Here is a 20253-nt window from a genome sequence, read left to right as displayed (position 1 = left end):
TCAGGCGGCCACCGGTCGGCCCGCCTCGTACGCCTCGCGCACCCGGGCCTGCGCCCGCGCGCCCGCCGCCAGGTGGTCGAGGCCGAGCAGCGCCGCGCCCAGCACCGGCGGGGCGACGACGACGCGCGGCTCGGCCAGCGGCGCGGCCTCGGCGAGCCGGGCGGTCACGTTGTCCAGCAGCAGCGGATGCCGGGAGGCGAGCACGCCGCCGCCCAGCACCACCGGGGTCGGGGTGTCCAGCAGGTCCAGGCGGCGGAGCGCCACCACCGCGAGCCGGACGATCTCGTCGGCCTGGCGGTCGATCAGCCCCCGCGCCACCTCGTCGCCCTCGTCCGCGACGGCGAACAGCACCCGGACGATCTCGTGCAGCCGCGCGTTCGGCAGGTGCCCGAGGTGGACGGCCTCGGCGACGGCGCCGGCGCCGGGCAGGCCGAAGTGCTCGGCGATGGCGCGGGCGAGCCCGGTCGGCCCGCCGCGCCCGTCCTCCGCGCGGACGGCGTGCCACATGCTGGCGACGGCGAGTCCGGACCCGCCGCCCCAGTCGCCGGTGAGCTCGCCGAGGGCGGGGAAGCGGGCGGTGCGGCCGTCCGGGAGCAGGCCGACGCAGTTGATCCCGGCGCCGCAGACCACCGCGACCCCGCGCGGGCCGTCGGTGCCGGCCCGCAGCAGGCCGAAGGTGTCGTTGACGACGGTGTTGCCGGCGCCCCAGGGGTGGGACTCCAGCGCCACCCGCAGCGCCTCCTCCTCGACCGGCAGGTCGGCGTTGGCCAGGCAGGCGCTGACGTGGCCGGTGAGCACGCCGCTCCAGGACGGGTAGCCGGCCTCGGCGGCGGCCTGCTCGACCAGCGGGGCGAGGCCGGCGACGGCCGCCGCGCCGCCGATCTTCTGCGGTTCGAAGCCGCCGCCGCGGGCGGTGCCGAGGATGCTGCCGTCGGTGCCGATCAGGGCGACGTCGGTCTTGGAGTTCCCCGCGTCGATGGCGAGGACGCCGGGCAGGAGTGGTTCGGGCTGGTGGGTCATCAGGTCCCCGCGGCTCGTACGTGGCCCGGGCCGTTGGTCGTCGGCCGGGTGCCCGGCGGTGGTCCCGGCCGGGTGGCCCGGCCGAAAGGTCCCCGGCCGGGGGTGGACGGTCTCCTCGCGGTGCCCGTCCGGCGACCGGGGGCGGTCGCCGGACGGCGCGGAGCGGGCCGGGTCAGGCCCAGGCGAGGTGCTCGCGGTTGTGGGCGAGCAGGCGGTCCGTGAGCTGGTCGGCGAGCTCGATCTGGCCGACCAGCGGGTGGGCGAGCAGGGCGTCGAAGACCCGGTCGCGGCCGCCGCGCAGGGCGGCGTCGAGGGCGAGGTGCTCGTACGAGGTGACGGCGGCGACCAGTCCGGCGTACAGCGGCTCGACGGGCCGCTGCGGCAGCGGGCGCACGCCCCGCGCGTCCACCTCGGCCGGCACCTCGATGACGGCGTCGTCCGGCAGGAACGGCAGCACGCCGTCGTTGCGGGTGTTCACCACCTGGACGGACGTGCCGCCGCCGGTGCCGAGCAGCGCGGCGATCAGCTGGACGGCCGCCTCCGAGTAGAAGGCGCCGCCGCGCTTGCCGAGCAGCTCGGGCTTGGTGTCCAGGGCCGGGTCGGCGTACAGCTCCAGCAGCTGCCGCTCGATCTCGGCGACCTGCGCGGCCCGCGAGCCCTGCTCCCTCAGCTCCGCCACCACGGCGTCGTGCTGGTAGAAGTACCGCAGGTAGTAGGACGGCACGACGCCGAGCCGCTCGATGACGGCCTGCGGCAGGTGCAGGTCCTCGGCGATCTCCTTGCCGTGCGAGGAGAGCAGCTCGGGGAGCACCTCGCGCCCGGTCGTGGCGCCCGGGGCGTCCAGCAGGGTCACCCCGCGCTCCCAGGTCAGGTGGTTGAGCCCGACGTGGTCCAGCCGGACCAGCTCCGGGTCCACGCCCAGGTGCCCGGCGAACTTGCGCTGGAAGCCGATCGCGACGTTGCACAGCCCGACGGCCTTGTGGCCGGCGGTCTGCAGCGCCCGGGTGACGATGCCGACCGGGTTGGTGAAGTCCACGATCCAGGCGTCCGGGTTGGTCCGGCGCACCTGCTCGGCGATGTCCAGCACCACCGGGACGGTGCGCAGCGCCTTGGCGAGCCCGCCGGCGCCGGTGGTCTCCTGCCCGACGCAGCCGCACTCCAGCGGCCAGGTCTCGTCCTGGTTGCGGGCCGTCTGCCCGCCGACGCGCAGCTGGAGCAGCACGGCGTCGGCGTCCGCGACGCCCGCCGCCAGGTCGGTGGTCACCGTGACGACCGCGGGGTGGCCCTGCCGGGCGAAGATCCGCCGGGCCAGGCCGCCGATCAGCTCCAGCCGCTCGGCGGCCGGGTCGATCAGCACCAGCTCGCCGACCGGCAGGGTGTCGCGCAGCCGGGCGAAGCCGTCGATCAGCTCCGGAGTGTACGTCGAACCCCCGCCGACGATTGCCAACTTCAGTGCGGACATCAGCCCTTGACCCCTGTCAGTGTCACGCCTTCGATGAAGGCCTTCTGAGCGAAGAAGAAGAGGACGATCACCGGGGCCATCACCATCATGGTGGCGGCCATGGTGAGGTTCCAGTTGGTGTGGTGGGCGGCCTTGAAGGACTCCAGCCCGTAACTGAGCGTCCAGGAGTCGTGGTTGTTGCTGGCGTAGATCTGCGGGCCGAAGTAGTCGTTCCAGCAGTAGAAGAACTGGAACAGCGCGACCGCGGCGATGGCCGGCTTGGCCATCGGCAGGACCACCCGCAGCAGGGTGCGCAGGTCGCCGCAGCCGTCGATCCGGGCGGCCTCGATGTACTCCCTGGGGATGGTCATCAGGAACTGGCGCAGCAGGAAGATGGTGAACGCGTCGCCGAAGGCCATCGGGATGATCAGCGGCCAGAGCGAGCTGCTCAGGCCCATCTGCTTGGACCAGAACAGGTACATCGGGATGACGGTGACCTGCGGCGGCAGCATCATCATCGCGATGACCGCCATCAGCGCCAGGTTGCGGCCGCGGAAGCGGAACTTGGCGAGTGCGTAGGCCACCGGCAGGCTGGAGACCACGGTCAGCACGGTGCCGGCCACGGCGTACAGCAGGGTGTTGCGCCACCAGGTGAGGAAGCCGGGGGTGTCCCAGACCTTGCCGTAGTTGCCCCAGTTCCAGCTGGTCGGCCAGTAGTCGGTGGTGAGCGCCTGCCGGTCCGACATCACCGAGGTGAGGAAGACGAACACGAAGGGCAGCAGGAAGAACAGCGCGGCGGCGATGGCCAGCGCGTGCACGGCGACCCAGTTGAGGGCCGCGCGGCGGCGGGCGGCCCGGGCGGCGGGTCCGCCGGGGCGGGAGGGGCCGGCCGCGGCCGGGGCCCTCGTGAGCGTGGAGCCAAGAGTCATGATCAGGTCCTCACGGGCCGCTAGTCGTCGCTCGCCATGAAGCCGGACCGGCGGCGGAGCAGGATCGAGGTGACGGCCATCGAGATGGCGAACAGCACCAGGGCGACGACGCAGGCCGCGCCGTAGTTGAAGCTCTGGAAGCCGAGCTTGTAGACCATCTGCGGCAGGGTCCAGGTGGAGCCGTTCGGGAAGCCGGGCTCGAAGGGCTGGCCGGAGCCGCCCGCGATGCCGCTGGCGACCTTCCCGGCGACGATCGCCTGGGTGTAGTACTGCATGGTCTGGATCACCCCGGTGACCACCGCGAACATGATGATCGGCGAGATGTTCGGCAGGGTGACGTACCGGAACCGCTGGAACGGGCCGGCGCCGTCCAGCGAGGCCGCCTCGTACTGCTCCCGGGGGACGTCCAGCAGCGAGGCCATGAAGATGACCATCAGGTCGCCGACGCCCCACATGGCGAGCAGGGTGAGCGCGGGCTTGGACCAGTCCGCGGAGGCGAACCAGCCGGGCTGCGGCAGGCCGAGCTCGCCCAGCAGGTGGTTGACCGGCCCGGTGCCGGGGTTGAACAGGAAGGCGAAGGCGACGGTGGCGGCCACCGGCGGGGCCAGGTAGGGCAGGTAGAAGGCGGTGCGGAAGAAGCCGGCGCCGGTCTTCACCTTGGTGATGAGCATCCCGATGCCCAGGCCGAAGACGACCCGCAGGGTCACCATCACGACGACCAGCCACAGGGTGTTGCGCAGGCCCTGCCAGAAGGTCGGCAGGTGGTTGAAGACGTAGTCCCAGTTCTTCAGGCCGCTGAAGGTCGGGGCGCCGAAGCCGTTGTACGAGGTGAAGGAGAAGTAGGCGGTGGAGACGAGCGGGTAGGCGAAGAAGACGCCGAACCCGATCAGCCAGGGGGAGAGGAAGGCGAGGGTGCGGGCCGCCTCCCGGCGGCGCTTCCGGCGCAGCAGGTGCTGCGTGGAGGGCGCCGCCGGGCCGGTCGGTCCCGCGTCGGCCTCGTCGCTTCCCTTGCGGGTGCCGAACGCGAGTGACATGGGAGCTCCGTGGACCGTTCCCCGGCCTACTTGGCCTGGGCGATGTCGGTGTCGATCTGCTTGGCCGTGGCGGCCAGACCCGCCTGGAGGTCGCCCTGCTTGCCGGACTCGTAGTCGTAGCCGAGGTTCTGCAGGGTGATGATGTAGCTGCCGCCGTTGACGGCCGGCGGGGTGGTGCCGGAGTGGGCGTTCTTGGCGACGTCCAGGAAGGTCTTGAAGTTCCGGTCGCTCACCAGCTTCGGCGAGTCCAGCGCCTCGAAGGTGCTCGGCACGTTGTGGATCGCGTTGGAGAAGTTCACCACCGCGTCGGTGTCCGTGGTCAGGTACTTGACGAACTCCCAGGCGGCGGCCTGCTTCTTGCTGGTGCTGGCGATGCCGATGATGGTGCCGGTCTGGTAGCCGCGGCCGTAGGTGTCGGCCTGGTCGTCCGGGACGGGGAAGGCGGCGGTGGCCCACTCGAAGTCGGGCTTGTCCTTGGCGAGCGAGGCGGTGCGCCACTCGCCGTCGAGGGCCATCGCGACCTGGCCGGTGTGGAAGGGGTTCTTGGCGCTGAACTCCTCGCCGAAGGTCGCGCGGTACTTCTCCAGCTTGTCGTAGCCGCCGAGCTGGTCGACCAGGCCCTTCTGCCACTTGAACATCGCGGCGACCTTCGGGTCGGTGGCGATGTTCGACTTGCCGTCGGCGCCGAAGTAGGTCGCGCCGTACTGGCCGAGGAAGTGCTCGGTGGTGGACTCGTAGCCGTGGTACAGCGGCATGTAGCCGAGCTGCTTGTACGAGTCGCCGTCGGCGACGGTCAGCTTGGCGGCGTCCTCGGCGAACTCGCTGAAGGTCTTCGGCGGGTTGGCGATGCCGGCGTCGGCGAAGGCCTTCTTGTTGTAGTACAGGCCGTACGCGTCGCCGAGCAGCGGCAGCGAGCACTGGTTGCCCTGGAACTGCGTGTAGTTGAGCATCGTGGCCGGGAAGGTCTTGGCCGGGTCGATGCCGCTCTTCTGGAGCATCGGCTTGAGGTCGACGAAGGCCTTGGTCGAGCAGAACATGCCGACGTTGTTGGTGGTGAACGAGGAGACCACGTCCGGCGCGTCCGAGCCGCCCGCCCGCAGGGCCTGGTTGACCTTGTCGTCCTCCAGGCTGTCCACGGCCTTGACGTGGATGTTGGGGTGGGCCTTCTCGAAGGCGGCGATGTTGTCGTTGATCGCCTTCTTCTCGTTCTCCTGGCTCCAGCCGTGCCAGAAGGTGATGGTGACGTCCTTGCCGCTGGCCGAGTCGTCGGAGCCGCCCGAGTCGCTGGAACCGGTGCAGGCGGAGGCGAGCAGGGCCAGGACGGCGCTGCCGGCGACGGCGGCGATCGTGCGGCGGCCTCTGCGGGAGGTGGTGGCGTGCACTTCGGGATCCTCCTGGGGGTGCGCGGGCAGGCCTCGTTGCCTCGGGTCCCGCGTTCGGGGGTTGGGGAGAGGTGGGTGCAGGTGGCGAGGTGACAGGGGGAGCGTCAGTGGGGGCGTCGAGTCGATCGGGGGCGGACGTCAGTGGGTGGAGAAGACCGCCTCGCGGGCGTCGGACAGGGCACGTTGCAGGGCGCCGAGCAGGACCGGCGAGCCGGACAGGGCGGTGCTGCGGACCTCCGGCCGGGCGATGGAGATCCGCGCCAGTTCGTCCTCGACCAGCGCGCGCAGCCGTTCGCCGCCCGCGCTCGGCACCACACCGGAGAGGACCACCAGCTGGGGGTCGACGACGGCGACGATCACCGCCAGCCCGACGGCGAGCCGCCCGGCCAGCTCGGCGAGGAAGGCGTCGCCGGCGCCGGGGGTGGCCAGCGCCCTGGCGATGGACTCCTGCGCGGTGGCCGCGCCGAGCCCGTGCTCACGGGCCAGCGACCGGACGGCGGGCGCGCCGACCAGCGCCTGGAACCCGCCGAACTTGCGGCGGCGGGCGTCCCACTCGACCGGGGAGTCGGGCAGCGGCATGTAGCCGACCTCCCCGGCGCCGCCGGTGAAGCCGCGGTGCAGCCGCCCGGCGATCACGATCGCCGCGCCGACCCCGGCCCCGGCCCAGAGCAGGACGAAGTCCTCGAAGCCGGCCGCGGCGCCCGAGGAGCGCTCGGCGACGGCGGCCAGGTTCACGTCGTTCTCGATCGACACCGGCGCGCCGATCGCCTCGGTCAGCTCCTCGACCAGTCGCGGCGAGTGCCAGCCCGGCAGGTGGGAGGCGTAGCGCAGCTTGCCGGTGACCGGGTCGGGGGCGCCGCCGACCCCGATCGCGACGGTGCGCAGGGCGCCCTCGGGCAGACCGGCGGCCCGGACCGCCTCGGCCACCGCGGCGGCGACGGTGGGCACGGTCGCGGCCGCCGGGACGCCCTTGGTCGGCACGGTGTGCCCGGCCAGCGTGGTGCCGGTGATGTCGGCGACGGCGACCTCGATACCGCTGTTGGTGACGTCCAGTCCGGCGACGTATCCGGCGGCCGGATTCACCTGGTACAGCCGGGCGTTGGGACCGGGCCCGCCCGCCGTGGTGCCGACCGGCAGGACCAGCCCGGCCGCCTCCAGCCGGGCCAGCAGCTGGGAGGCGGTGGGCTTGGACAGCCCGGTGAGGGTGCCGATCTGGGTACGGGAGAGCGGCCCGTTCTCCAGCAGCAGTTCGAGGGCGGCGCGGTCGTTGATGGCGCGCAGCAGACTGGGGGTGCCGGCGAGGGGGGCCTTGGCGGTGCTCTTGGTCATGCCCGGCATCCTCCTCTTCCGGCTGGTCGTCGACGTCCCGCGGGTGTCCCCGGCGTGGGGAGCGGGCGGGTTTCGGACGAACTGTTAGGAAACTTTCCAGTCGCTAGGGAAGGACCGTAAGCGCCCTGTCGTAGGGGTGTCAATGGTGGGCGGAGCGGAGGATGCCGAAGCGTTACCCGACACCACGAAGCCCCGCCCCCACCGTGGTGGGAGCGGCGCCGACGCCCACCCGGCCCCACACGGAAATCCGTATGAGGAAGAAGAACAAGCGCGTCACCCTCCCCGGAAGAGGAGGGTGACGCGCCAATGAATCAGGATTGAAAGCAGTGGGGATTCTGGTGTGGCCCCTCGATGAGTCGAGGGGCCATACCAGAAGGGAAATGCTTCAACAAGATCGGGGAAGAGAAGGATTTTTGTGTTGCCCGCCTCGCTTGGGCGGCGAGGCGGGCAACACAAAAGGCATGCCGGCTATTGAGAACAGGTGCGGTGGCTTGCCTCGATGAGGTGTGGCCTGCGGATTCCTTGAGGAATGAAGATGAGAATCCGGGTTCCGCTCCTCGACATGTCGAGGAGCGGAACCCGGAGAAAGTGCTGGATAGGGGTGGCACAACAGGGCCGGGGTGGCGGTATTTCTTGCCTTCTGCACAGGAAGTCGGCCCGATCGACTTCCTGTGCAGAAGGCAAGAAAGCGTGAGAAGACCGCAGTTTCTTGTGCCGTTCCGCCGCGATCACGATCGCGGCGGAACGGAACCAATGCGGGGTGAACAGGGAACAGATGAGGAATGGGGCGTCCTGGTCCCGGTGCGAGACCGCAGCGGCTGACCGTTCCAAGTGCCGACGAGCCGGTCGGCGCGGCACGGCGGAAACTACGGAGTGGCCAGGGCCTCCTCGAGGTGGTCATGTGCCGCCCCGGGCAGGACTTGCCGCAGGGCTTCGGCGCGGGTGCGGATCAGTCCGCCGCGGTACGCGGGAGGCAGCTTCTCCCAGACGTCGACGGCCTTGTCCACGGCACTGGTGGGGTCGCCGTCGGAGCACAGGCACGTGGCGGCGTCCATCTCCAGGAGCGCCCGGACCATGATCGACGGGGAATGGGTGAGTGCGAGTGCGGCTTCCTGCTCGGCGTAGGCGTCGCGGGTGTGGCCCATGAGGGTGAAGGCTTGGCTCAGGTGCACGTGGTGCTTCTGCATCGGGTAGCCGAACCAGGTGTCGGCAGCCTGGGTTCCGTCCAGACGCTCGGCGATGGTACGGGCGTCTGCGACGGCTCGCAGGGCGCCCTGGTGATCACCGGCGGAGGCGAGGGCGCGGGCGGTGACGGCGGCGGCCAGGGCCGCCGAGGCGGTCGGTGCGTCGCCGCTTACGGCCCGCGCGCGGGCGGCGAGGTTGGCTGCGGCGTTCGAAGCGCCGTAGTTCAGGGGGACCATGGCGTGGCGGGCGAGCACCCAGGCGAGCATCTGCTTGTCACCGGATTCACGGGCGGCCTGCTCGGCGGTGGCGAACCAGCCGTGCGCGTCGCGCTGGTCGCCGCGGTCGTGTTGGATGATCGCGACCAGCCCGGTGATGCCGGCCGCCGTGCGCGCGAGGTCTTCGCCCGCCGCCTCGTCGACGCCGACGACATCGCCAAGGTGACCGTCCTGGACGCCCTCACCTACGCGGGAAACCTCGGCAACCTCGACGGCATCACCGACTCCAAGAAGTTCACCTTCGTCCAGGGCAACATCCTCGACCGCACCCTGGTCGACGCCCTGATGGAGACCCACGACGCCGTGGTCCACTTCGCCGCCGAGTCCCACGTCGACCGCTCCCTCACCGACGCCGGGAACTTCGTCTCCACCAACGTGCTCGGCACGCAGACGCTCCTCGACTCCGCCCGCCGCATCGGCACGCGCAAGTTCGTCCACATCTCGACCGACGAGGTGTACGGCTCCTTGCCCACCGGAACCGCCTTCGAATCCGATCCGCTGAACCCCACCGTGCCGTACTCGGCGTCCAAGGCCGCCTCCGACATGATCGCCCTGGCCTACCACTCCAGCTACGGCGTGCCGGTGTGCGTGACCCGCTCCTCCAACAACTACGGGCCCCGCCAGTACCCGGAGAAGCTGATCCCGCTGTTCGTCACCAGGTTGCTGGCCGGGGAGAAGGCCACCGTCCACGGCAACGGCGAGCACGTCCGCAACTGGCTGCACGTCACCGACAACTGCGCCGGAGTGGAGCTGGTCCTCCACAAGGGCATCCCCGGGCAGGCGTACAACATCGGCGGCGGAACCGACCTGACCACCATCGAGCTGACCGGCATGCTCCTGCGTGCCACCGGCGCCACCTGGAACCAGGTCACCTACGTGCCCGACCGGGCCGCCAACGACATCCGGTACTCCATGGACTGGGGCAAGCTCGCCCAGCTCGGCTACCAGCCCCGGCAGGACCTGGCGGCCGGCATCGCCGAGACCGTCGACTGGTACCGCAGCAACCCCGACTGGTGGCAGACCGCCACCGCGCGGGCCGCCGCGTGAAAGGCCGCGAGGTGAACACCCCTGACCCGGCGGAGCTCCGCCGCATCCTGGTGACCGGCATCGGCGGGGCCCCTGGCCTCGACCTCGCGCTCACCCTCCTCAAGCTCGGCCACGAGGTCATCGGCACCGACTCCAACCCCCTCGCGCCGGGCCTGCTCGCCCCCGGCATCACCACCCGCACCATCGCCCGCGCCGACAGCCCGCTGTTCGCCGCGGACCTGATGGAGCTGGTGCACGACCTCAAGCCGGACGCCCTGATCTGCTGCGTCGAGAACGAGCTTCCGCAGCTGGTCCACCTGCGCGGCCATCTGGAACGTGCCGGAGTACGAACCTGGCTGCCGCCCGCGGCCAGCGTCACCACCGCGGGCGACAAGTGGGAGTTCCACCAGGCGATGCGCGCCGCGAGGGTGCCCACCCCGCAGACCTGGCTGCCCGACCGGATCGGCCAGACCCCCGACGGCACCGAGCTGGTCGTCAAGCGGCGCCGCGGCCAGGGCTCCAAGGACGTGCACTTCTGTCGGACCCGCGAACAGGCCCGCGTGCTGTGCGAGCTCGTGCCCGCCCCGATCGTCCAGCAGCGCGTCCGGGGCGTGGAGTTCTCCGCCGACTGCCTGACGGACCGCAACGGTCGCACCTCCGCGATCCTGCGACGGCGCTTGATGGTCCAGGCCGGCATGTCGATGGTCGCTGTCACGATCGACGACCCGGAGGCCACCAAGCGGGTCGCCGAGGCGATCCGGGCGATCGGCGCCGTCGGCCCGGTGGACGTCCAGGGCTTCATCACCGACGGCGCCGACCCGCGCGTGGTCATCACCGAGATCAACGCCCGGTTCGCCGCCGGATTCCTGCTCGCCGAGGAAGCCGGAGCCGACCTGGTCCGCCAGACCCTGAACGGCCTCTTCCGGCAGCCCGTCGACCATCGGCGGCTCACCTACCGCGGCGGCGTCTTCCTCACCAAGTACGTCGCCGTGATGTCCACCGAGTCCCGTGCCGTCTCCGGCACGCTCTGACGAAGGAGTACCCGCCTTGGCCTCGACCACCACGCGGCCCCCGGGCGTCGAGCGCAACGCCGCGCCGCTGCTGCACGGCACCGAAGCCGCCGCACTGGCCGCCGTCCTCCCCGGCGGCCAGTGGGGCCACGGCCCGGCCACCGACCAGTTCGAAGCCGGAGTCGCCGACCTGATCGGCGTCACCCACACCGTCGCCGTGAACTCCGGCACCACGGCACTCCACCTCGCTCTGCGCTCGATCGGCATCGGCCCCGGTGACGACGTCGTCCTGCCCTCCCTCACCTTCTGTGCCAGCGTCCAGGCCATCACCTGGAGCGGCGCCGCACCCCGCTTCGCCGAGATCGACCCCCGCATGCTGGCCGTCACCCCGGACACCGTGCTCGAAGCCCTCACTCCGAACACCCGCGCCGTCATGCCCGTGCTGTACGGCGGCCGGGCCGTGGACCTCACCCCGATCCGCGACCACCTGGCCGACCGGGGCATCCAGATCATCGAGGACGCCGCCCACGCCTTCGGCTCCCGCCGCCCGGACGGAACCATGGTCGGCGCCGACCCCGCCGTGCTGACCTGCTTCTCCCACGACCCGATCAAGAACCTCACCACCGGCCAGGGCGGCACGATCATTCCCCGCACCCGTGAGGAAGCCGACACCCTCCGCAGCCTGCGCCTGTTCGGAATCGTCCAGTCCAATGACGCCCGAGCCGCCATGACCTCCTACGAGGTCCAGGGCCCCGGGATGCGCTTCGACATGTCCCAGCTGAATGCCGCCATCGGCGTCGCCCAGCTGAAGCACTTCCCGCAGACCGCCGCACACCGCCAGCACCTGTGGCGCACGTACCAGGCCGAACTGGCCGGCCTGGACGGCGCCCGCCTGGTCGACGTGGACGTGGTGAACACCGTGCCGTTCAACTGCGTGGTGGTCCTCGACCACCACCGCGACGAGGTCTTCCGCCACCTGCGGGAGCACGGCATCGGCGTCGCCGTGCACTACCCGCCCAACCACACCCAAGCCGCGTTCTCGGCCTGGCACCGGGACCTGCCGGTCACCGAACAGGTCGCCGGCCGGATCCTCGGCCTGCCGTTCCACCCCGCCATGACCCACGACAGCGTCCGCTACACGGTCGCCGCGCTCGCCGACGCGATCAAGGCCGCCGCGTGACCGACACCAAGGAGCCGAAGATGAGTGAGATGTTCCGCCACCCGAAGCGCCACCGCATCCTGGTGGTCTGCCTGGGCAACCACAACCGCTCGCCGCTCGCCGCCGCGGTCCTCGCCCACACCGGCGGGGAGAAGGTCGAGGTCCGCTCGGCCGGGCTGCGCGAGCGCCACGTCGGCGGTCCGGCGCACAGCAACGCGATCCGCGCCGCCGAGGACGCCGGGTACGACATCCGTGACCACCGCGCGGTCAAGGTCAGCCACCGCATGCTCGACTGGGCGGACGCCGTGCTGGCCATGGACCACGCCGTCCTCGCCGAACTCAGGACCATGGCGGACGGAACCCCGGCCGCAGGCAAGCTCGACCTCTACGTCAGCGGCGAGGACGTGCCCGACCCCTGGGAGAGCGACTACGCCGCCTACCAGGTGTGCGTGGACACCATCCAGGCCGGCGCCGTCCGGCACCTGCCGGACCTGGAGAACTAGCGGCCCACGACCGACAGCAGTACGTCCACGAGGCGGTCGGCGGCGTCCGGCCGGCCGTGCTCGGCGGCCCGTCGCGCGATGTCCGCGCGGCGGGCCGGGTCCGTCAGCAGCGGGGCGATCGCCGGCTGGAGGGTGTCCGGGGCGGCCCGGCCGAGGAGGGCCACCGCCGCGCCGGCATCGGCCAGGTGGCGGGCGTTGTGCTCCTGCTCGTTCCCGGCCGACGTCGCCAGCGGGATGAACACCGCGGCCCGCCCCAGCGCGGTCAGTTCGGCCAGTGTTCCCGCGCCGCTGCGGGAGACGACCACGTCCGCGAGGGCGAGCACGTCCGGCAGTTCCGGGCCGACGAAGCCGGTCACCACGTACCGGGCGCGCAGGTGTTCCGGCAGCGCCGCAGCCCGCTCCCGAAGCCCCGCCTCGTGGCTGGGCCCGCACTGGTGGACCACGTTGGCGTGGCCGAGCAGCCACGGCAGGATCTCGCTCACCAACTCGTTGATCTGCTGGGAGCCCTGCGCGCCGCCGGTGACGTACACGGTCGGCAGGGAGCGGTCGAAGCCCCACAGTCCGAGCGCCTGGATCGCCTTCTCACCCTGCCCGGTCAGCACCTCCGGGCGGACCGGGTTGCCGGTCACCACGGCGGTGGCACGGGCGGATTCGGGCAGGTACCGGAGCGTCGACTCGGAGGAGACCGCGACCCGGGTCGCCATCCGGGCCAGGGCCCGGTTGCCCAGGCCGAGTCGGACGGTCTGCTCGTGGACCACCAGCGGCCGGTGGCACATCCGGGCGGCCATCCCGACCGGCACGGCGACGTAGCCGCCCGTGCCGAGCACCACGTCCGGGCCGAACCCGGCGATCGCGGAACGGGCCTGCGCGACGCCCAGGGGGACGCGGCCCATGTCCTTGACGTTGGCGGGCGACACCAGCTTGAGCGGGTTGGCGGAGCGCCGGATCTTCCCGGTGGCGACGGTCCTGAACGGGATGTCCTCGGCGGCGGTGACCTTGGCCTCAAGGCCGGTGGCGGTGCCGATCCACAGCACGTCCAGGGCGCCGTCGACCCCGGCGAGACGCGAGCGCAGGGCGCGGATCGCGGTGAGGGCCGGATAGGTGTGGCCGCCCGTTCCACCGCCGGTGACGATCAGTCGAAGAGGCCGGCCAAGGCGGGAGACGAGATCGCTGGTGTCGCGGTTCACGCCTGGAACATACCAGCGCCGACGGAGCCGTCCGCCCACTCGATCTGACGTCCGATCAGAGCCAGACGTACCCGCGGCTGCCCGATCGCGGGTACGGCAGACCGAGGGCGTCGGCGGTCGGAGTCCAGCGGCTCCGGTCCGGTGTCGAGAGTGCGAGGAGGGCTCTGGCCGGACACCACGAAGCCCCGCCCCCACCGTGGTGGGAGCGGGGCTTCGTCCGTGTCCGTGCGGCCGAACCGCTACGGCTTCGACGCGTCGTCCGCCGCCCGGGCCGCCGCCGGGACCGGGGCCTGGGCCGGAACGGGCTCGGCCACCCGGTCGGCGGGTGCGGCCTGTTCGGCGGCCGGGACCGGGGAGGGGGCGATCACCACGCCGGTCGCCCCGGCGGCCACCGCGGCGACCTCCTCCTTGACCTTGATCCCGGCCCCGTCGAAGGCCGCCTTCAGCCGCTGGCGCAGCGCCCGGGAGACGGAGGCCGCCTTGCCCGGGGCGGTCCTGGCCTCGACCCGCAGCACCACCGAGTCCGAGGCGACCGACTCCACGCCCAGGATCGACACCGGAGCCCAGATCAGCTCGTCGTACGGGGCCTCCTTGGCCATCTCCTCGGCCGTCGCCAGGATCAGGTCCTCGACCCGGATCAGGTCCTCCTTGTACCCGACCTGGACGTCCACCGAGGCGGTCGCCCAGCCCTGGCTCATGTTGGCGATCCGCTTCACCTCGCCGTTGCGGATGTACCAGATCTCGCCGTTCCCGCCGCGCAGCTTGGTGACCCGCAGGCCGACCTCCAGCACCGTGCCGGTGGCGACCCCGGTGTCGATCTCGTCGCCGACGCCGTACTGGTCCTCCATGATCATGAAGACCCCGGAGAGGAAGTCGGTGACCAGGTTCCGGGCGCCGAAACCGATCGCCACACCGGCCACACCGGCGCTCGCCAGCAGCGGCGCCAGGTTCACGCCCAGCGCGGAGAGCACCATCAGCGCCGCCGTGCCCAGGATGCTGAAGGAGGCGACGCTGCGCAGCACCGAGCCGATCGCCTCCGATCGCTGCTGGCGCCGTTCGGTGTTCACCACCCCGGTGTTGGCCAGCAGCCCGCCCAGGCGGCTCTCCTCCTGGTGCTCGGAGGTGCGCGCCATCCGCCCTATCAGCTGGGTGATGAGCTTGCGCACGACGGCCCGGAGCACCAGCGCGAGCACGATGATGAAGACGATCCGCAGCCCGGAGGCCACCCAGCCCTGCCAGTGGGTGTCGAACCAGCTGGCGGCCTGCCGGGTGGTGTCCGAGACCTCCTGCGCGCTGGTCGGGATCCGCAGGTCGAGCTCGGGCAGCTGCGCGGTGGGGCTGGGGGCCGGGGTCGGGTTGGCGAGCGTCGAGGACGCGTCGGACGGACCGGTGGCACCGGAGCTGAACACGTGCGGACCTTCCTGGCTGGGGTGCGTGGTGGGCCCGCACCGCCGGCAAGCGGCCCGCGGACCGTGGGCGTCAGCCTATCCGCCACCGCGGGCCCGCCCGGACACGCCGGAACCCCGCACGGGCGTACCCAAGGGCGTACGGAGCGTGTCGAACGCCCCGTCAACGCCCCCGTACGCTCCCCCCGAACCGGGGCTCCGGGGCCGTCCGGGGCAGGAGGGGCGCTGCTCCGGACGGCCGAACCGTGCCCCCGGCGGGCGACCCGCCGGAGTCACCGGGACCCGTCGCACCGCCACCCGGGTGCAACCCGACCTTCCCCCGGGCATACCGGCTATGACAGAGACCACACCCGGAGTTCGCGTCAGGTCCGTTACACAGGAGTGGTGGCGCCGTACAAAGGCGTAAGGCGACACTGGGGGAGATCGCGCACGAGTGGCGCGATCCAACCGCTCGTCCCGGCGCGAGCCACGCGCCGCAGGCGTCCAAGGAGGCATCCGTGCCGCATGTCCTGGTCCTCAACGCGTCCTACGAGCCACTCGGCGTCGTATCGATGCGCCGCGCACTCATCCTGGTCCTCAACCACAAGGCGGTCAGCCTGGAGGACTCGGAAGTCACTCTGCACAGCGCCACCAGCGCCCTTCCGGCGCCGTCCGTCGTCCGTCTGACCCGCTTCGTCCGGGTCCCGTTCTGCGGGCCCGTCCCGCTCACCCGCCGGGCCCTGTTCGCCCGCGACCACGGCCGCTGCGTCTACTGCGGGGCCGCCGCCACCAGCGTCGACCACGTCATCCCGCGCAGCCGCGGTGGCCAGCACCGGTGGGACAACGTGGTGGCGGCCTGCCGCCGCTGCAACCACACCAAGGCCGACCGCCACCTCACCGAGCTCGGCTGGCGGATGAAACGACCACCCGCGCCGCCCAGCGGTCTGGCCTGGCGCATCATCGGCACCGGGATCAAGGACCCGCGGTGGCGGCCCTACCTGGAGCCCTACGGCGGCGCGGACCAGCTGCGCGCCCCGCAGTGGGGCGAGTACGAGCACCACGACCGCACCGAGCAGCCGGTCCACCCGGTCCCGCTCGGCCGGGCCCACTCGGGCCACCCCGCCCCCGTCCGCCGCGGTGAGCAGCCCGAACCGCTCTCCGCCTGACCACAGCTCCACAAGGGCCCGCCCGTCACACCGTCGGTACGCGCCTCATGGGCCGCCGAGCCCCCGCACCGGGGAGCCGGCGGCCCGCCGCGTTTCCGCCCACCCGTGACCGGGCCCGGCGACGGCCACCACGGCTACGGCCACGGCTACGGCTTGGGCGCGGTCCCGCCCGCCGCCGCCGGAGGTGTCGCGGGCGTCCCGGGCGCGCCGCCGGGCTGGCCGGTCTGGCCGCCGCCCTGGCCGGCCGGGGGCTGCGGTGCGGCCGGCGGGGTCACCGCGTACAGCTCGACGCCCCACAGCGAGTAGCCGTACTTGGTCGCCCGCGCCACGCCCTGCACCCGGAGGTACCGGACGTTGGGCGCGTCGAAGCGCACCGTCTCGTCGCCGCCCTTGCCGTTGTCCACCGTCGCGGCGTCGGTCCAGGTGTTCCCGTCCGCCGAGACCTGGATCTTGTACGAGGCGGCGTACGCGGCCTGCCAGTGCAGCACCGCCGAGCCCAGCCTGGTCGCCTGCGGCAGCTCCAGCCGCACCCAGGCGTCGTCCTTGGCCGGGGAGGACCAGCGGGTCTTCGGGTCGCCGTCGGTGACCGCCGAGGCCGGGAAGTTCGCCGTCTCGTCGCCCGAGGAGGTGGCCTTGGCGCCGAGCGCCAGGTCCGGGCCGCCGGTGGGCGGCACCACGTGCACCTGGAGCACCTGCCGGACGGTGGTGCCGTCGGCCACGAACTGCACCGGCACCCGGTACGTCCCGGACGGCGTCTCCGCGGTGGCGCTGACCAGCAGCGGCACGCCCACCCGGCCGCCGCGCGGCACGGTCACCGGGCCGGCCGGGGCAACGGTCAGGCCCTTGGCGGCGGCCGGCACCTCGGTGCGCAGCTCGCCGGTGGTGCCCTCGGGGCGGCCGGCCTCCACGGTGGCCCGGGTGGTCACGGGCGCGGAGGCGCCGGTGACCACGTCCAGGGCCGGGTCGGAGAGGCTGAGCCGGGCCGCCGGGGCGTCCGCGTACCAGGGGATCACCTGGTTGACCACCGGAGGGTCGCCGCCGGGCTTCCAGGTCAGCCGGAACGCGTCGGCGGGCTGGCCGCCGGCCGACAGCTCGTTGTAGCCGGGCTGCACGGTGCCGATGTCGGCCCAGGTGCCGTCGGCCCGGCGCACCGCGAGGGTGGCGGTGGCGCGCACGGACGGGTCGGTCAGCACGGTGAGCCGGTCCAGCGGGCGGGCCGCGCCGAGCTCGACGGTGAGCGGCTCGTCCATCGCGGTCGGCGCCTTGGCGGCCCGGTACGCGGTGTCCGGGTTGCCGTCCAGCACGGCGGCGGCGGAGGAGCCGGGCACCGCGTCGGGGCCGCCGCTGACGCTGGCCGGGGAATCGTCCGGCGCGGTGACGGTGAACTCGCGCACCGCGACGGCGGTCTTCTGCGCGGCGGTGGCCCGCAGCCGCACCGCCCGGACCACGGTGCCCGGCGGGAGCTGGGCGCTGACCGTCTTCTGGTTCTTGACGGTGGCGAGCTGCTTCCAGCCGCCCTCGCCGGTGGAGTACTCCAGCACGCCGTCGCGGATGTAGTCGTCGGCGGCGGTCCGGGCGTCCGGGCCGTTGCCCCAGCCGCCCATCAGCACGGTCACGCCGCTGACCGGGCGGCCCGCGCCGAGGTCCAGGCCGACGGCGTCGCCGGGCTGCGGGGGAGCGGAGCTCCAGTAGAAGGTGTCGGCCACGCCGTCGGTCATCAGCGCGGGCAGGTGGTCCTGGGCGGTGCCCAGGGTGGTGGTCGGGGTGGCGGCGCCGCCGCCCACGCCCGACCAGTTGTCGGCGGCGCGCACGGCGCGGTCCAGGAACGGGCCGAGCACCCCGGCGCCGACGGTGGCCGGGGCCCGGTCCAGCTGCTCGCGCAGCCGGTTGAGCTCGACCCGGGCCTTCCAGGCCGCCGCGCCGTCGCCGCCGTGCTGCGCCAGCAGCATGTCGAGGGCGGACTGCCCGGCCAGCCCGTAGTCGCGCAGCGGGCCCAGCCAGGGCGCGGCCTCGCCGGCCAGCTGGGTGGTGGCCGGGGTGCCGGCCAGGGTCTGCTGGGCGGTGGCCATGGTGGCGAAGGCGTCCCGCAGCGGGGCGGCGGCCTCGATCAGCCGGGCGAGGTCGGGGGCGGCGCCGGAGGTCGGCTCGGCGGCCGCCCAGAACCGGTCCAGCAGCGGTGCCAGGTAGCCGGACTCCTGCTTGGACAGCGGCGAGGAGGTGCTGTTCCCGGCCAGCGCGGTGACGGCGGACAGCGCCGTCCCGACGGGCGTCGGGGCGGCGCCGGTCGGCCCGGCCAGCGAGCGCACGGCGGCCTGCCAGGACTCGTCCGGCTTGTAGCCGGCCGGGTTCCAGGCGAAGTCGCCGGCCGTCGACACGGCGATCCGGGAGGCCACCGGCTGCTGCATCGCGCCGGTCAGCAGCGCCGCCGAGCGGGTGGCCACCTCCGGGTCGCGCCCGGTGTAGGCGCCGAGGAAGAGCCGGTCCGGGGTGGCGTCGTTGACCGGGTAGTTGTCCATGGTGAGCAGCGGGTGCCCGTACAACCCGGCGGTGTCCGAGGCCTGGGCGCCGGTGATCTTCTCCGGGATCACCCCGACCCCGCTCCAGGCCACCTGCACGCCCTCCGGCAGGGCCGCCGCCAGCGCCTTGCGGTACGGGGTGGAGCCCTGCTGGTGGTACTCGGTGGGGACGACGGACAGCGGCGCCAGGCCCGGGTTCCTCGCGATCAGCCGGTCCTGCACCTTCTTCACCAGCTCGGCCTGGGCCTTGGCGGCCGCGGCGGGCCCGGTGCCGTACTCGTCGCGGTCGTCGCCGCAGTGCCACTCGTCGTAGCTGACGTCCAGGAACTGCAGCTGGAAGGCGGTGAAGCCGAGCTTGCGCAGCCCGTCCAGCTTGTTCACCAGGGCGTCCACGTCCTTGCCGGAGCTGAAGCAGAGGGACTGCCCCGGGTCGATCGCGTAGCCGAGCGTGACGTGGTTCTGCCGTGCCCGGAAGCCCAGTTCGCGCAGCTCCTCGGCCTGGGCCGCGGGGTAGGCGGTGCGCCAGCGGGAGAGCCGGTACGGGTCGTCACCGGGCGCGTAGAGGTAGAAGTTCTGCTTGGAGCGGCCCAGGAAGTCGACCTGCTCCAGCCGCTGCTGCGCGGTCCACGGGGTGCCGTAGAAGCCCTCCGTGACGCCGCGCACCGGAGCGCCGGTCGGCCAGTCCCGCAGCGTGATCCCGGGCAGGCCGAGCCCGGCCGCACCCGGCGCCTGCCCCTGCCCGGCCGGTACGGCGGCGAGCAGCTGACGCAGGCTCTGCGCGGCGTAGAAGGTGCCGGTGGCGTCCACGCCGGCCAGCACCACGGCGCCGTACGTCCCGCCGCCCTGGGCGGGCAGCTGACCGGCCGACAGCACGTACCCGCCGGCCGGCATCCCCGCGGTCGTCGGCCCGGCGCCGTCCTTGCCGCCCGCGGCGGCGGACAGCTGCCGCAGCACCCGGTCCACCTCGCCGCCGGCGCCCTCGGCGGGCCCGCCGACGTACACCACCAGCGACCCGGCGGCCGGCGTCCCGCCGTCCGGACGCGGCGTCACCTCGCCCGCCCCGGCAACCTCCAGCACCTCCTGGACGGCCCGCACCGCGCCGATGTCCGCCTTGGGCGCGCTCACCAGCGTCACGGCGGACGGCACCGCGACGGGCTTGCCCGCCACGGTCTGCTGCTGCGGCTTCGGGAACACCTTCGGGTCGGTCACGCTGCCCAGCGGCGTCTGCGGCGCGGTGCTCACCACGTCCGAGGCCGTCGAGGCGGCCGTGGCCGCCGCGTACGCCGCCGACGGCAGCGAACCGGCCAGCAGCCCGCCGACCACCGCCGCGGCCGCGACCCCGGCCGCGATCTGCATCGCCCGCCGCCCCGGCCGCCCGGCCCGGTCCGCCCGGTCCGCGCGCTCCTCGCGCACCGACGCCAACAGCGGCTCGGTGCCCTTGAGATCGGCGATCAGCCGGTCCGCCGTCCGCGGCGCCAACTGACGGCACGTCCGCGCCGTGGCCCGCCGCGCCGCCTCCGCCGCGGGGTGCTGCAGCACCTCCCGCAACGCCGGACTCTGCTCCAGTTGCGACCTGAGCCGCCGCCCGGCCGCTACGGACACTCGGGCTTGCACAGGAGCCTCCTCGCCAGGCCACGACCACATCGTCCGCAACCCCACCAGCTGGCCGATCCGGTGTCAACGCCGCCGACTGCTATGACCGTTTT

14 protein-coding genes and 1 pseudogene are annotated in these 20253 nt (G+C 72.9%); 5 read left to right on the top strand and 10 right to left on the bottom strand.

Going from position 1 to position 20253, the window contains the following annotated elements; genetic code table 11:
• From ACFVU7_RS19025 to ACFVU7_RS18995, 7 genes are all read right to left on the bottom strand, one after another.
• The gene (locus tag ACFVU7_RS19025) at nt 1-1020 is read right to left on the bottom strand and encodes an N-acetylglucosamine kinase (protein WP_388046041.1); all 1020 of its coding nucleotides are present in this window, start codon (nt 1018-1020) and stop codon (nt 1-3) included.
• A gap of 172 nt (nt 1021-1192) precedes the next feature.
• Entirely contained in the window at nt 1193-2482 is a 1290-nt protein-coding gene (locus ACFVU7_RS19020) for a 6-phospho-beta-glucosidase (protein WP_388046039.1), read from the bottom strand.
• On the bottom strand, nt 2482-3390 hold the full coding sequence (locus ACFVU7_RS19015) for a carbohydrate ABC transporter permease (protein WP_049651466.1): 909 nt from the start codon (nt 3388-3390) through the stop codon (nt 2482-2484). The genes ACFVU7_RS19020 and ACFVU7_RS19015 overlap by 1 nt, the downstream gene beginning before the upstream one ends.
• Before the next feature lie 20 nt (nt 3391-3410).
• Entirely contained in the window at nt 3411-4424 is a 1014-nt protein-coding gene (locus ACFVU7_RS19010; protein WP_082345686.1) for a carbohydrate ABC transporter permease, read from the bottom strand.
• 26 nt (nt 4425-4450) lie between these two features.
• The gene (locus ACFVU7_RS19005) at nt 4451-5806 is read right to left on the bottom strand and encodes an ABC transporter substrate-binding protein (protein ID WP_380742134.1); all 1356 of its coding nucleotides are present in this window, start codon (nt 5804-5806) and stop codon (nt 4451-4453) included.
• Between the two features lie 138 nt (nt 5807-5944).
• A complete protein-coding gene (locus ACFVU7_RS19000; RefSeq protein ID WP_049651468.1) occupies nt 5945-7135 on the bottom strand; it encodes an ROK family transcriptional regulator in 1191 nt (396 codons plus the stop codon).
• 866 nt (nt 7136-8001) lie between these two features.
• Nucleotides 8002-8586: a hypothetical protein gene (locus tag ACFVU7_RS18995; RefSeq protein WP_388046037.1), complete on the bottom strand. Its 585-nt coding sequence runs from the start codon at nt 8584-8586 to the stop codon at nt 8002-8004.
• Nucleotides 8587-8637: 51 nt separating this feature from the next.
• On the opposite strand from ACFVU7_RS18995, the gene ACFVU7_RS18990 reads away from it, so the two are divergent.
• Genes ACFVU7_RS18990 through ACFVU7_RS18975 form a run of 4 tightly spaced genes read left to right on the top strand, consistent with a single transcriptional unit; the run spans nt 8638 to nt 12293 of the window.
• A complete protein-coding gene (locus ACFVU7_RS18990; RefSeq protein WP_388046036.1) occupies nt 8638-9642 on the top strand; it encodes a dTDP-glucose 4,6-dehydratase in 1005 nt (334 codons plus the stop codon).
• 11 nt (nt 9643-9653) lie between these two features.
• Complete coding sequence (locus ACFVU7_RS18985) at nt 9654-10652, top strand: ATP-grasp domain-containing protein (RefSeq protein ID WP_388046034.1); 999 nt, start codon at nt 9654-9656, stop codon at nt 10650-10652.
• A gap of 16 nt (nt 10653-10668) precedes the next feature.
• The gene (locus tag ACFVU7_RS18980; RefSeq protein WP_380779337.1) at nt 10669-11811 is read left to right on the top strand and encodes a DegT/DnrJ/EryC1/StrS family aminotransferase; all 1143 of its coding nucleotides are present in this window, start codon (nt 10669-10671) and stop codon (nt 11809-11811) included.
• A gap of 20 nt (nt 11812-11831) precedes the next feature.
• On the top strand, nt 11832-12293 hold the full coding sequence (locus ACFVU7_RS18975; protein ID WP_241853162.1) for a low molecular weight phosphotyrosine protein phosphatase: 462 nt from the start codon (nt 11832-11834) through the stop codon (nt 12291-12293).
• Here ACFVU7_RS18975 and ACFVU7_RS18970 read toward each other — a convergent pair.
• Together ACFVU7_RS18970 and ACFVU7_RS18965 are read right to left on the bottom strand one after the other, a co-directional pair.
• Nucleotides 12290-13480 carry a glycosyltransferase gene (locus ACFVU7_RS18970; protein ID WP_388046031.1) on the bottom strand — a complete coding sequence of 397 codons (1191 nt, stop codon included), beginning with the start codon at nt 13478-13480 and terminating at the stop codon, nt 12290-12292. The two genes, ACFVU7_RS18975 and ACFVU7_RS18970, sit on opposite strands and share 4 nt — an antisense overlap.
• A gap of 239 nt (nt 13481-13719) precedes the next feature.
• Nucleotides 13720-14889 carry a mechanosensitive ion channel family protein gene (locus ACFVU7_RS18965; protein ID WP_388046029.1) on the bottom strand — a complete coding sequence of 390 codons (1170 nt, stop codon included), beginning with the start codon at nt 14887-14889 and terminating at the stop codon, nt 13720-13722.
• Nucleotides 14890-15383: 494 nt separating this feature from the next.
• Here ACFVU7_RS18965 and ACFVU7_RS18960 point away from each other — a divergent pair.
• Nucleotides 15384-15893, top strand: a pseudogene (locus ACFVU7_RS18960) (HNH endonuclease); the annotation flags it as partial.
• Between the two features lie 284 nt (nt 15894-16177).
• Here ACFVU7_RS18960 and ACFVU7_RS18955 read toward each other — a convergent pair.
• The gene (locus tag ACFVU7_RS18955) at nt 16178-20086 is read right to left on the bottom strand and encodes a beta-N-acetylglucosaminidase domain-containing protein (RefSeq protein ID WP_388046140.1); all 3909 of its coding nucleotides are present in this window, start codon (nt 20084-20086) and stop codon (nt 16178-16180) included.
• Nucleotides 20087-20253: the final 167 nt, after the last annotated feature.

Source organism: Kitasatospora sp. NPDC058046 (assembly GCF_042885595.1).
Taxonomy (GTDB): Bacteria; Actinomycetota; Actinomycetes; order Streptomycetales; family Streptomycetaceae; genus Kitasatospora.
Note: the sequence above shows the minus strand (reverse complement) of the source record. Positions and strands in the feature narration are given on the sequence as shown.

Coding starts and splice junctions, on each gene's coding strand:
- ACFVU7_RS19000 (WP_049651468.1), bottom strand. CDS start 7,135: ATGACCAAGAGCACCGCCAAGGCCCCCCTCGCCGGCACCCCCAGTCTG.
- ACFVU7_RS19015 (WP_049651466.1), bottom strand. CDS start 3,390: ATGACTCTTGGCTCCACGCTCACGAGGGCCCCGGCCGCGGCCGGCCCC.
- ACFVU7_RS19010 (WP_082345686.1), bottom strand. CDS start 4,424: ATGTCACTCGCGTTCGGCACCCGCAAGGGAAGCGACGAGGCCGACGCG.
- ACFVU7_RS19020 (WP_388046039.1), bottom strand. CDS start 2,482: ATGTCCGCACTGAAGTTGGCAATCGTCGGCGGGGGTTCGACGTACACT.
- ACFVU7_RS19025 (WP_388046041.1), bottom strand. CDS start 1,020: ATGACCCACCAGCCCGAACCACTCCTGCCCGGCGTCCTCGCCATCGAC.
- ACFVU7_RS18995 (WP_388046037.1), bottom strand. CDS start 8,586: ATGCTCGCCTGGGTGCTCGCCCGCCACGCCATGGTCCCCCTGAACTAC.
- ACFVU7_RS18975 (WP_241853162.1), top strand. CDS start 11,832: ATGAGTGAGATGTTCCGCCACCCGAAGCGCCACCGCATCCTGGTGGTC.